We start from the raw sequence: 12572 nt of genomic DNA, 5'->3' as shown, positions 1-12572 counted from the left end.
AGAATATGTCGCGCCAGCTCATCACCTTCCAGCTCGGGGAACAGTTCCTGGGTGTGGACATCATGGCGATCCGGGAAATCCGCGCCTGGACGCCCACCACCATCCTGCCGCACGCAGCGCCGCACGTTCGCGGTGTCGTCAACCTGCGCGGTACGGTGCTGCCCGTGCTCGATCTTTCGGCGCGGCTGGGCTGGGGGCTGACCGATCCGACCGGCCGCCACGTCATCATCGTCGTGCAGATCGCGGATCAGTTGCAGGGTCTGATCGTTGATGCCGTCAATGACATCGTTTCGATCGATGAGGCCGAATTGCAGCCCGCGCCGACGCTCGGCAACGAGGCTGCGGACAGTTTTCTCGAAGGGCTGGTTCCCGTCGACGGCCGGATGGTGATGGTACTCCATCTTGACCGCCTGGCAGAGAGTGGAGTTGAACCGATCGCCGAAGCAGCCTGAGATTTCCACGCCTCCCCAAGGAAAATAATAAATGTCGCAAGTTCGTGTTCTGGTGGTGGACGATTCGGTTACGATGCGCGCGCTGTTCAGCGGCGTGCTGGAACAGGCTGACGGTATCCAGGTGATCGGCCATGCCGGCGATGCCAATGAAGCGCGCGATCAGATCGCGGCGCTGAAGCCCGACGTCATGACTTTGGACGTCGAGATGCCCGGCATGAGCGGGCTGGAATTTCTGGAAGAGGTGATGCGCGACCGGCCGATGCCGGTGGTGATGCTGTCGACGCTGACCCAGAAGGGCGCGGCCGCATCGCTGCGCGCGCTGGAGCTGGGCGCGGTGGAATGCTTCCCCAAGCCGACCCAGGCGACGATGGAGGAGTTCGCCAAGCTGGCGCCGAAGCTGACGGCGCTGGTGCGCGCGGCGGCATCCGGCCGGGTGCCTTCGGGCGAGCGGCGCAAGCCGACGCGGATGGCGGAGGAGCAGTTCGACTGGAACGGCCGCATCGTCGCGATCAGCGGCGGCACCGGCGGCGTCGATGCGCTGCTGCAGATCATCCCGGAATTCCCGGCGAACTGCCCGCCCACGGTGATCGTGATGGCGCTGGACCCCGATTTCGTCGAACCGCTTGTCGCCCGACTGGGCAATGCGACCAAGGCCAAGGTGCAGCTTGCACAAGACGGCCTGGCGCTGGCCCAGGGCAATATCTATCTCGCCGCCGATCCGCGCTTCCATGTGGTGGTCGATCGCTGGCCCGATGCGTCGATGCGGTTGATCGCATCGGACCCGGTGGCCGGCAGCCGGCCTTCAGCAAGCCTGTTGTTCGCAACGCTCGCCAAGACCGCAAAGATGGATTCGGTCGGCGTGATGCTGACGGGCATGGGCAATGACGGCGCTGCGGGGCTGAAGGCGCTGCGCGCAGCCGGCGGCGGCACCATTGTCCAGGATCCCGCGACTGCGATGGTGCGGGAGGCGCCGGCTGCGGCTGTTGCGGCTGGCGCTGCGGTAAGGACGGCGACGCTGGACGAGATCGGCGGCATCCTTCTCGGCGAATGCCGCCGCGCGCAGGCGGCTTGAGATGGCGGGGGATAGCGACATCCGCATCCTCGGCCTGCTGGCCGACGAACTGGATGCGGCCCGTGCGACGTTGGAGCGGCTGGGCATGGCTTTGTGCAGCAACCCGGCGGTCGCCGCGCAGCATATGGCCGAACTTCAGTCGCTGGACGATATCGGCCAGCGGCAGGCGGCGATCGCCACCATCTTGCGCGCGCAGGACATCAGCGAAGCCGCCGGGAAAATCACGCTGGAGAGCATCTGCCGCCGCTTGGGAACGGTTTGACGCATAAGGCTGTTTTCGACTTAACCCCGCTTTAACCTTTTGCGTTCATCAATCTAGTGGTTAATCAATTCGCATGACGGGCTAACCATGCACCGTCTGGCGAGGGGGATCACTATGCGTGTGCTGCTGATCGAAGATGAGCCGACGACGGCGAAGAGCATCGAACTGATGCTGAATGCCGAGGGCTTCAACGTCTACACGACCGATCTGGGCGAAGAGGGCCTCGATCTGGGCAAGCTGTACGATTACGACCTGATTGCGCTCGACCTAAACCTGCCGGACATGCACGGCTATGACGTGCTGAAGAAGCTGCGCGCTTCGCGGGTGCAGACGCCAGTGCTGATCCTGTCGGGCATTTCCGAGATGGACTCCAAGGTCCGCGCGCTCGGCTTCGGTGCCGACGATTATGTGACCAAGCCCTTCCATCGCGAAGAGCTGGTCGCCCGCATCCATGCGGTCGTCCGCCGTTCCAAGGGCCATTCGCAGTCGGTGATCCGCACCGGCAAGCTGGCGGTGAACTTGGATGCCAAGACCGTTGAGGTCGATGGTGCCCGCGTCCACCTGACCGGCAAGGAATATGCGATGCTGGAGCTGCTTTCGCTCCGCAAGGGCACGACCTTGACCAAGGAAATGTTCCTGAACCACCTTTATGGCGGCATGGACGAGCCCGAGCTCAAGATCATCGACGTGTTTATTTGCAAGCTGCGCAAGAAGCTCAGCCTGGCATGCAGCGGCGACAATTATATCGAGACGGTTTGGGGTCGCGGCTATGTGCTGCGCGATCCCGAAGAAGGCGGCATCGCCCAGGTCGCCTGACGAAATTTCCGTTGAGGGAATGCCGAGGCCGGTGGAGTTGGGGGACTCCGCCGGCCTTTTTGCGTTTGGCGAACCACGTTCTCCGATTTAGTGAACATACGAAACTAAATGGGAGAGACGAATCATGGATATCGAACGCGCCAACCAGTTCTGCCGCAGCTATGGCGATGCGATGGCGAGCGGGACCGCGGCGGCGCTGGCCGGCCATTACGGCTTTCCCTACATTTCGTTCACGGGCGGCTACATCTCCCGCTTCGAGGATGCCGCCGACGCGAATGGATCGGTGCAGGCGCATCTCGACCGCTTCCAGCGTGGCGGTCTTGGCCTGGACATCCGGCTTTCCGGTTTCCGCGTCGAGCCGGTTTCTGGCACCGGCGCGCTCTGCCATCTGAAGTGGGAGATCCATCCGAAGAATGGCGCGCCGGGCTGGGCGTGGGACAATGTCTATGGCCTGCGCCAGTCCGAGGACGCGCAGCATTTCGAATTCAACATCTCGGATAACGAATTCGGGGAACTTCTGGCCCGCTATCCCGATTTCATGAGCGTCTGAGAAACGGGAGGGGGCATCCGTCCCCCATTGTTTTGCGAGCGCTGCACAAGCCTCTTGTGCAGCGCAGCAAAGCGTTGCAGTCTCCCCGTAACAGAAAGGACGCGTAAACGCAGCCTATGGGGAAACGAGCCGCTTTCGACGAAATCAGGGGGCATGGCGACGGCGACGCCGCAAGGCCCGAATTCTCAGCGCTGAGCGACTGGATAAAACATACCCCAGCCGCCGAACTCGATCGGCGCCAGCAAGCCGCCGAAGCCGCCTTCCGACAATTGGGGATCACCTTCGCCGTCTATGGCGAGGAAGAGGCGGCGGAACGGATCATCCCCTTCGACATCGTTCCCCGGATCTTCACCGCGTCAGAATGGACCGGCCTTTCGGAAGGGCTGGTGCAGCGGGTGGAGGCGATCAATGCCTTCCTGGAAGACGTCTATGGCAATCGGAAGATCATCGCCGACGGGATCGTGCCCGCCGAGCTGATCCTGGGCAATCCGCAGTTTCGCCCGATCCTGGCCGGCACGCGGCCGGCACACGGCATCTTCGCCCATATCTGCGGCATCGATCTCGTCCGGACCGGACCCGACGAATTCTTCGTGCTGGAGGATAATGCCCGCACGCCATCGGGCGTTTCCTACATGCTGGAAAATCGCGAGGCGATGCTGCGGCTGTGCCCCGAACTATTCGAGATGTTCCCGGTGGCCGCGGTCGACAATTATCCCGATGCGCTGCACGAGACGCTGCGTTCGGTGGCGCCGGAAGGGCGATCAAGCAACCCAGTGTGCGTTCTGCTGACACCAGGCCACTTCAATTCCGCTTTCTACGAACACAGCTTCCTCGCCGATTCGATGGGGATCGAGTTGGTAGAAGCGGCGGACCTGCTGGTCGACGACGACGTGGTCTGGATGAAGACGATCGAGGGGCTGGTGCGCGTCGACGTCATCTACCGCCGCATCGACGACGATTATATCGACCCGCTGGTGTTCATGCCGGACTCCGTGCTGGGCGTGCCGGGGCTGATCGCGGCCTATATGGCGGGTAATGTGACCCTGGTGAATGCGCCCGGCACGGGCATTGCCGACGACAAGGCGATCTACAGCTATATGCCGGAGATCGTGAAATATTATACCGGCAGTGACGCCAAGCTGCCTAATGTCGAGACGTGGCGCTGTCGTGAGCCGGACTGCCTGAAATATGTGCTGGAGCATCTGCCCGAACTGGTCGTGAAGCTGGTCGACGGTTCGGGCGGCTACGGGATGCTCGTCGGGCCGACCGCGACCAGGCAGGAGATCGAGAATTTCCGCGCGGCTTTGGTGGCGGAGCCGCACCGCTATATCGCCCAGCCGACGCTGGCGCTTTCGACCGTGCCGACGCTGACGGACAGTGGCATCGCACCTCGTCACGTCGATTTCCGGCCGTTCGTGCTGTCAGGCGCCAATGGCGTGACGATCGTGCCGGGCGGGCTGACGCGCGTGGCGCTGCGCGAGGGTTCGCTGGTCGTCAATTCGAGCCAGGGCGGCGGCACCAAGGACAGCCTGATCCTGCTCGACCATGCGACGGGAGGCCGCTGATGCTAAGCCGCACCGCTGCATCGCTCTATTGGCTGGGCCGCTATGTCGAGCGCGCCGAATTCACCGCGCGGCTGATCGAGGCGACGATCCGCCTGGATGCCTTGTCTGCCCGGCCTGCGGGTAAGGGCGCGTGGGAAAGCGCGCTGCTGGTCGCGGCCGCGGATTTCGATTTCACGGCGACCGGGGAGACACTGACGCCGCAGAATGTCGCGCGTTACCTGACGCTCGCGCTCGATAATTCGAGTTCGATCCGGTCTTGCCTGGACAAGGCGCGCAGCAATGCACGTGCGGTGCGGACGGCGCTGTCCCGCGAGGCATGGGAAGCCATCAACCGCGCGTGGCTGGGCCTGCGCGACCGCTCATCGACCGGCGGCACGCAGGCGACGCTGGCGCTGGTCGACGCGGTGAAGGCGGAGACACGTGGCTTTGAAGGCGCGCTGCACCGGATGCTGCGCAATGAGCCATCCTGGTTCATCGGCCTGGGTGCGGCGGTCGAGCGGGCGGACAACACCGCGCGGCTGATCGACGTCAAATATCATCTGTTGCTGCCGCGGGGCGAGCTGGTCGGCGGCGTCATCGACCGCGACCAGTGGACGACGATCCTCCACACCGTCTCCGCCGTCACCGCCTATCGCTGGCTCTATCGCGACGGCCTGCGCCCCGTGCAGGTGGCGGAATTGCTGATCCACCGGCGCGAGCTGCCGCGGTCGCTGGCAGCCTCCGCGGACGAGGTGGTCAATCACCTCACCCTGCTCGGCAAGCGTACCGGTTTGCAGGGCGAGGCCGATCGGCTGGCGCGCCAGCGGCAGAGCGCGCTCAACCGCACGACCATCGGCACGATCATCGGCGGCGGGCTCCACGAATATCTTTCGGGCTTCATCATCGAGAATTCAGCGCTTGACCAGGCGATCGGAAAGCAGTTCCGGTTCGCATGACATGCGCCTCTACATCCATCACCGCACCGATTACCGCTTCAGCGAACCGCAGGACCGCGTCGTCCAACTGCTGCGGCTGACGCCGGGCAGCCATGTCGGCCAGAATGTCGTCGACTGGCGGATCGACGTGGACTGCAACGCGCGGCTGCGTGGCGGCCGCGACGGTTTCGGCAACGAGATCGCGATGCTCTATGTCGACGGGCCGGCGATGGCGGTGAGCCTGACGGTGACGGGCGAGGTGCTGACCGAGGATCGCGCGGGGATGGTGGCCGGCACGATCGAGACGCTGCCGCCGCCGCTTTATGTCCGGCCGAGTCCGCTGACGGGCCCCAGCGACGCGATCCGCGCGTTGGCGATGGAGGTGGTGGGCGGCGGCGGCCCGACGTTGGACCAGGTGCATCGCCTGATGGAACTGATCCACCGGCGGATGCGCTTCCAGCCCGAGCGGCGGGGCGACGGACGGGGAGCGGCTGCAGCCTTCGCCGAAGGGCGGGGCGGGGCGGCGGACTTTGCCCATGTCATGATCGCGGCGGCGCGGTTGCTCGGTCTGCCGGCGCGCTATGTGTCCGGCCATGTGTTCCGCGCGGCCTATCAGCATGAATGGCACGAGGCCGCCCATGCCTGGGCCGAGATCCATATCCCCGACTTCGGCTGGATCGGTTTCGATGCGACCGACAATCGCTGCCCGGACGATCGTTACGTCCGCGTGGCGATTGGCCTCGACTATCGCGACGCCGCTCCGGTATCAGGGACGCGGACCGGCGGCGGCAGCGAAGAAATGGACGTCGGGGTTCGCGTGGGGCTGGATCAGACCCAACATCAAAGTTGAGGGCCGGGGCGCGCACAAGCTCCGGGGCGAGAGGAGGCAGTGATGACCTATTGCCTGGGCATCCGGTTGCGCGACGGCCTGATCATGATTTCCGACACCCGGACCAATGCGGGGATCGACAATATCTCGGTCTATCGCAAGATGCACATATTGGCCGACACCGACGACCGGCTGGTGATCTGCATGAGCGCGGGCAACCTTTCCGTGACGCAGCATGTGCTGGGCCAGCTTGCCGAGGGGATGCCGTCGACGGGGATGGAGGAGCAGCCCCGTAAGATCGAGCATATGCCGTCGATGTTTCGCTGCGCCCAATTGGTGGGCGAGGCGGTGATGGCGGCGGGGCGCGAGCTGAAGCCGGCGCTCAATGCAGCCAGCGTCGCTTCCGGTATCTCGCTGCTGCTCGGCGGGCGGATCGGCGACGGGCCGCTCAAGCTGTTCCTGATCTACGACGCGGGCAATTTCATCGAATGCGGGGCGGATACACCCTACCTCCAGATCGGCGCGACGGCCTATGGCAAGCCGATCCTCGACCGGGCGATGTCCTATGATTCGACGCTGGACGAAGCGGTGAAGGTGGGCCTGCTCTCGTTCGACGGCACGATCCGGTCGGATCTTTCGGTCGGCCCGCCCTTCGACATGATCATCATATCGACCGACCCGGCCTTGCCCGTGGTCCGCCGCCGTATCGCCGCCGACGATGAGTATCTTGTCCTGCTTTCCGAAAGCTGGTCGCGGATGCTCAACGACAGCCGGGCGGCGATCCCGGACCCGCCCTTTCTGCAGGAAGCCGGCATCAGCACGCGATAGCAAAAGGCCCGGCCCGCGTGATGCGGACCGGGCCTCTGCTTTGGCCGGATTACGGGATCAGCGCTGCGTGAGCGGCACGTAATCGCGCTGCGCGTGGCCGGTGTAGAGCTGGCGCGGGCGACCGATCTTCTGTTCGGGATCAGCGATCATCTCGTTCCACTGCGCGACCCAGCCGACGGTGCGGGCAAGCGCGAACAGCACGGTGAACATCGTCGTCGGGAAGCCGATCGCCGACAGGATGACGCCCGAATAGAAGTCCACGTTCGGGTAGAGCTTCTTGTCGATGAAATACTGGTCGCTGAGCGCGATCCGCTCCAGCTCGCGCGCGGTATCGAGCACCGGATCGCTGATGCCGAGGCTGTCGAGCACGTCCGACGCCGCCTTCGACAGCACCTTCGCGCGCGGATCGAAATTCTTGTAGACGCGATGGCCGAAGCCCATCAGGCGGAACGGATCGTCCTTGTTCTTGGCGCGGGCGATATATTCCGGAATGCGATCGGGCGTGCCGATTTCGCGCAGCATGTTGAGCGCGGCCTCGTTGGCGCCGCCATGCGCCGGGCCCCACAGGCAGGCGATGCCGGCGGCGATGCACGCGAACGGGTTGGCGCCCGACGAACCGGCGAGGCGCACGGTCGAGGTCGACGCGTTCTGCTCATGATCGGCATGGAGGATGAAGATCTTGTCCATCGCCGATTCGACGATCGGGTTGATCTCATATTCCTCGGCGGGAACACCAAAGGTCATGCGCAGGAAGTTGCCCGTGTAGGACAGATCGTTGCGCGGGTAGAGGAAAGGCTGACCGACGGTATATTTATAGGCCATCGCCGCGATCGTCGGGATCTTGGCGATCAGGCGATGGCTGGCGATCACGCGCTGCTGCGGATCGGCGATGTCGGTCGAATCGTGATAGAAAGCGGAAAGCGCGCCGACCACGCCGCACATCACGGCCATCGGGTGCGCATCGCGACGGAAGCCGCGATAGAAGGTGGCGAGCTGTTCATGCACCATCGTGTGGCGGGTGATGGTGGTGGAGAATTTTTCGAGTTCGGACTTCGACGGCAGTTCGCCATTGAGCAGCAGATAGCTGACTTCCATGAAGCTCGACTGTTCGGCGAGCTGATCGATCGGGTAGCCGCGATGGAGAAGGATGCCCTTGTCGCCATCGATGAAGGTGATTTCCGATTCGCAGCTCGCCGTCGAGGTGAAGCCGGGATCGTAGGTGAACGCACCGGTGTTCGCGTAAAGCTTGCGGATGTCGATCACGTCGGGGCCGACGCTGCCGGACAGGACCTTATAGTCCGATCCCTTGCCGCCGAGCTCCAGTTTGGCGCTGTTATCCCCCATGTGTCTTCCTCCTACCAGTTTCGTCAGACGTCTGCCGGAGCCAGCCGGTCGGCCAGCCGGCCCAGGCTCTCCTCGCGGCCGAGGAGAACCAGGACGTCGAAAATTCCCGGCGATGTGGATCGGCCGGTCAGCGCCGCACGCAGCGGTTGCGCCACCTTGCCCAGCCCCAGGCCGGCCGCCTCGGCGACTTCGCGGACCGCGGCCTCAAGGGCGGGCGCGCTCCATTCGGATGCCGAAGCAATCGCTTGATTGGCCGAGGCCAGGACGGCGATCGCCGAAGCGTCTAGCAGGCTCGCGGCGCGTTCGTCCATGTCTATGGGGCGAGTGCGAAACAGGAATGTTGCGGCCTCTGCAAGATCGCCCAAATCCTTGGCTCTCGGCTGAAGCACCGGCATGGCGCGACGCAGCAATTCCATGTCGCTTTCGCCCAAGGATCGGCCAATCAGCGTATCGACGCGCGCGCGGATCAGCTCGGCCAGGCGGGCCGGATCGGCCTCGCGGATATAATGGCCGTTGAGATTTTCGAGCTTCTTGGTGTCGAAGCGCGAGGGCGAGCGGCCGACTCCGGCGAGATCGAACCATTCGACCGCCTGGTCGCGGCTGATGATCTCCGCATCGCCATGGCCCCAGCCCAAGCGGAGCAGATAATTGTTGAGTGCTTCCGGCAGGATACCGAACTCGTCGCGATAGGCATCGACGCCCAATGCGCCATGGCGCTTGGAAAGCTTTGCGCCGTCCGCCCCGTGGATCAGCGGGACATGAGCATACACCGGTTCCGGCCAATCCATCGCGCGGATAATGCCCAACTGGCGGAAGGCGTTGTTGAGATGATCGTCGCCGCGGATGACGTGGGTGACGCCCATGTCATGATCGTCGACCACCACCGCCAGCATATAGGTGGGCGTGCCATCGGAGCGGAGCAGGATCATGTCGTCCAGCTCGGCATTCTTGACCGTCACCGCGCCCTGGACGCGATCCTGGATCGTCGTCTCGCCCTCGCGTTCGGCCTTGAGGCGGACGACGAACGGCGCGCCGGCGGGCGCTTCGGACGGATCGCGATCGCGCCAGCGGCCGTCATAGCGGAGCGGCTGCTTGGCGGCGCGCTGCTGTTCGCGGAGTTCCGCCAGTTCCTCGGGCGTGGCGTAGCATTTATACGCATGACCCGACGCCAGCATCTGGTGCGCGACCTCGGCATGGCGGGCGGCGCGGGCGAACTGGTAGACGGGCGGCTCATCGCCTTCGAGGCGGAGCCAGGTCAGGCCATCGAGAATGGCGGCGATGGCGGGCTCGGTCGAGCGCGCGCGATCGGTATCCTCGATGCGCAGCAGGAAGCGGCCGCCATGGTGGCGGGCGAACAGATAGTTGAAGAGCGCCGTGCGCGCGCCGCCGATATGCAGGAAACCGGTCGGCGAGGGCGCGAACCGGGTGACCACGGGACGAGTTTCGACGGATGCTTCGGTGCTTGCGCCCACGCGCGCTTTCTCCAAGGATGGCCGGCGCATGGCCAGCGAATTCGGCACCGCCCCTAGCATGGCTTCCCCGGCGCGACAAACCGCGCGGGAAAGGCTGTTGCGACAGGGGCTTGGCCGCGTGGAATCTTGGCTCGACGCCGAGCGCGACCAGCTTTTCCTGTGGTTGCCTGTCGCGGTGGGCGCGGGGATCGCCGGCTGGTTCCTGCTGCCCGATGCGGCACGGTGGATAGCCTTCATGATGACGACGCTGGCGGCCGCGGCGGGATTCGCAGTGCTGCCGGGCGGCGGGCGACTACGGCAGGGGGGCATGATCGCCGGCCTTGCGCTCGCGATCGGCTGCGCATTGATCTGGTGGCGGGCGGAACGGGTGGCCGCGCCAAGGCTCGATCGGCCCGTGGTGGCGGTGTTCGAGGCGAAGGTGGCCGCGGTCGACCGGCTGGCGGCACGCGAGGTGGTGCGGCTGACTTTGGCACCGGCCGATGCCGCTGGGTTGCCGGAGAAGATACGCGTCAATGTGGACCAGGCCGACGCGTCGACGGATATTCTGCCGGGCCACCGCGTCACGCTGCGGGCCAGGCTGATGCCGCCGCCGGGGCCGGCGGTGCCCGGCGCCTATGATTTCGCCCGCGTCGCCTGGTTTCAGGGATTGGGCGCGACGGGACGTGCGCTGGGGCCGGTCGCGATTGTCGGCCAAAGCGAGTCGGCAGGGTTCTGGCAGACGCTGATGGGCTGGCGCGGGCGGCTTTCCACGTATGCCCAGACGCGACTCGAAGGCAGCGAGGGAGGCATCGCCGCAGCACTCGCGACCGGCGACCAGGGCGGCATATCCGAGGAGGATGCCGAGGCGATGCGGCGTTCGGGCCTAGCCCACCTGCTTTCGATCAGCGGTCTCCACGTGACCGCGGTGATTGCCGCGACGATGCTGCTGGTGCTGCGGTTGTTGGCGCTGAGCCCGACCTTGGCGCTGCGCTGGCCGCTGCCGTTGATCGCCGCGGGGGCGGGTGCGCTGACGGGGATCGCCTACACGCTGCTGGCGGGTGCCGAGGTGCCGACGGTGCGGTCCTGCGTGGCGGCGCTGCTGGTGCTGATCGGCATCGCCATGGGGCGCGATGCGATCACCTTGCGGCTGGTCGCCGCGGGCGCACTGGTCGTGCTTTTGCTCTGGCCCGAGGCGCTGGCCGGGGCGAGCTTCCAGTTGAGCTTTGCGGCGGTCACAGCGATCGTCGCCATCCATGAACATCCCCGGCTGCGCGCCCTGCTGGCGCGGCGCGACGAGGCCTGGCCGCTGGGTGCAGCACGCGGGCTGGGGACATTGCTGCTGACCGGTGTCGCGGTGGAGGCGGCACTGGCGCCGATCGCGTTGTTCCATTTCCACCAGGCCGGACTCTATGGCGCGCTCGCCAATATCGTCGCGATTCCGCTGACGACGTTCGTGATCATGCCCGCAGAGGCGGCCGCCTTGCTGTTCGATACGCTGGGATTGGGGGCGCCCTTCTGGTGGGTGACGGGCAAGGCGCTGGGGTTGCTGTTATGGATCGCCCATGCGGTGGCTGGGCTTCCAGGGGCGGTCGCGATGCTGCCGTCGATGCTATCGGGCGCGTTCGCGCTGATGGTGGCAGGCGGCCTGTGGATCGCGCTCTGGCGGACGCGCATGCGGCGGCTGGGGATATTGCCGCTGGTGGTGGGGGCGTTATGGGCGATCGCTACGCCGGCACCCGATCTGCTCATTACCGGTGACGGTCGTCATGTCGCCTTGCGTGACGCGGACGGCAGCATCGCGCTGCTGCGGCCGCGGGCGGGGGATTATGTGCGCGACATGCTAAGCGAGGCGGCGGGCGTCGCGGCGGATGCGGTCGCGTTCGACGACAGGCCGGGGATGCGCTGCGGCGCGGATCTGTGCCGGACGCGGATAGAGCGCGGCGGTCGCAACTGGACGCTCCTTGCGACGCGCTCACCTTATCTGGTCGACATCGAGGCGATGAACCGCTCTTGCGCGTCGGCGGACATCGTCATTAGCGACCGCCGTCTGCCACGCACCTGCCGCCCGCGCTGGCTGAAGGCCGACCGGCTGTTCCTGGCGACGACGGGCGGGCTGGCGATCAACCTTGGAAGCGGTCGGGTGCGGACGGTGGAGGAGGCGCGGCGGGGTAAGCCTTGGACTGTGGTGCGTCAGGCTGGAGGCTCTCCGGGTGATCGTCCGCTGTCGTCGACGAAGCGGACATAGATCCTCCCCAAGCTCGCTTGGGGGAGGGCGACCGCCCGACGCAACGGTGGAATTACCCCTCCACCATGCTGCGCATGGTCCCCCTCCCCGAGACAAGCTCGGGGAGGATTTGAAGATCTGGTCCCGCGGCATTGCCCAGGCTGGTATCCATGGCTCGCTCCATCCGCGTTACCGCTTTCGGGATAGCCATGGACCGCGGCCTTCGCCGGGGTGACGGTGAGAGTGTGAAAGGGCGCGCGCCCCA

12 protein-coding genes are annotated in these 12572 nt (G+C 65.4%); 10 read left to right on the top strand and 2 right to left on the bottom strand.

What is annotated here, in order from left to right; all coding sequences use genetic code 11:
• Positions 1 to 5 precede the first annotated feature (5 nt).
• The 9 genes from ACFB49_RS07090 to ACFB49_RS07050 all read left to right on the top strand — a co-directional run bounded on the left by ACFB49_RS07090 (position 6) and on the right by ACFB49_RS07050 (position 7288).
• Positions 6 to 452 (top strand): chemotaxis protein CheW, encoded by a 447-nt coding sequence (locus ACFB49_RS07090; RefSeq protein ID WP_380877757.1) that lies wholly within the window; start codon positions 6 to 8, stop codon positions 450 to 452.
• A gap of 31 nt (positions 453 to 483) precedes the next feature.
• Positions 484 to 1524 (top strand): chemotaxis-specific protein-glutamate methyltransferase CheB, encoded by a 1041-nt coding sequence (cheB, locus tag ACFB49_RS07085; protein WP_380877755.1) that lies wholly within the window; start codon positions 484 to 486, stop codon positions 1522 to 1524.
• Between the two features lies 1 nt (position 1525).
• Positions 1526 to 1786 (top strand): hypothetical protein, encoded by a 261-nt coding sequence (locus ACFB49_RS07080; protein ID WP_380877752.1) that lies wholly within the window; start codon positions 1526 to 1528, stop codon positions 1784 to 1786.
• Between the two features lie 114 nt (positions 1787 to 1900).
• Positions 1901 to 2602: a response regulator transcription factor CtrA gene (gene ctrA, locus ACFB49_RS07075; protein WP_380877749.1), complete on the top strand. Its 702-nt coding sequence runs from the start codon at positions 1901 to 1903 to the stop codon at positions 2600 to 2602.
• Between the two features lie 124 nt (positions 2603 to 2726).
• Positions 2727 to 3152 (top strand): hypothetical protein, encoded by a 426-nt coding sequence (locus ACFB49_RS07070; RefSeq protein ID WP_380877747.1) that lies wholly within the window; start codon positions 2727 to 2729, stop codon positions 3150 to 3152.
• Positions 3153 to 3268: 116 nt separating this feature from the next.
• Positions 3269 to 4717 carry a circularly permuted type 2 ATP-grasp protein gene (locus ACFB49_RS07065; protein WP_380877745.1) on the top strand — a complete coding sequence of 483 codons (1449 nt, stop codon included), beginning with the start codon at positions 3269 to 3271 and terminating at the stop codon, positions 4715 to 4717.
• Positions 4717 to 5652: an alpha-E domain-containing protein gene (locus ACFB49_RS07060; protein WP_380877743.1), complete on the top strand. Its 936-nt coding sequence runs from the start codon at positions 4717 to 4719 to the stop codon at positions 5650 to 5652. The genes ACFB49_RS07065 and ACFB49_RS07060 overlap by 1 nt, the downstream gene beginning before the upstream one ends.
• Entirely contained in the window at positions 5615 to 6481 is an 867-nt protein-coding gene (locus ACFB49_RS07055) for a transglutaminase domain-containing protein (protein ID WP_380877740.1), read from the top strand. Before ACFB49_RS07060 ends, ACFB49_RS07055 begins: the two co-directional genes overlap by 38 nt.
• Positions 6482 to 6523: 42 nt before the next feature.
• Complete coding sequence (locus ACFB49_RS07050) at positions 6524 to 7288, top strand: peptidase (protein ID WP_380877737.1); 765 nt, start codon at positions 6524 to 6526, stop codon at positions 7286 to 7288.
• A 57-nt stretch (positions 7289 to 7345) separates the two neighbouring features.
• Here the strand turns inward: ACFB49_RS07050 and ACFB49_RS07045 are convergent, their stop codons facing one another.
• A complete protein-coding gene (locus tag ACFB49_RS07045; protein ID WP_380877734.1) occupies positions 7346 to 8632 on the bottom strand; it encodes a citrate synthase in 1287 nt (428 codons plus the stop codon).
• A 23-nt stretch (positions 8633 to 8655) separates the two neighbouring features.
• Complete coding sequence (gene gltX, locus ACFB49_RS07040) at positions 8656 to 10134, bottom strand: glutamate--tRNA ligase (protein ID WP_380877731.1); 1479 nt, start codon at positions 10132 to 10134, stop codon at positions 8656 to 8658.
• Positions 10135 to 10162: 28 nt separating this feature from the next.
• Here gltX and ACFB49_RS07035 point away from each other — a divergent pair, with 28 nt between their 5' ends.
• A complete protein-coding gene (locus ACFB49_RS07035; RefSeq protein ID WP_380879881.1) occupies positions 10163 to 12328 on the top strand; it encodes a ComEC/Rec2 family competence protein in 2166 nt (721 codons plus the stop codon).
• Positions 12329 to 12572 lie beyond the last annotated feature (244 nt).

Origin of the sequence: Sphingomonas sp. DBB INV C78 (assembly GCF_042693015.1) — a bacterium.
Classification (GTDB): domain Bacteria; phylum Pseudomonadota; class Alphaproteobacteria; order Sphingomonadales; family Sphingomonadaceae; genus Sphingomonas_E.
This window is presented reverse-complemented; position numbering and strand designations above follow the sequence as displayed.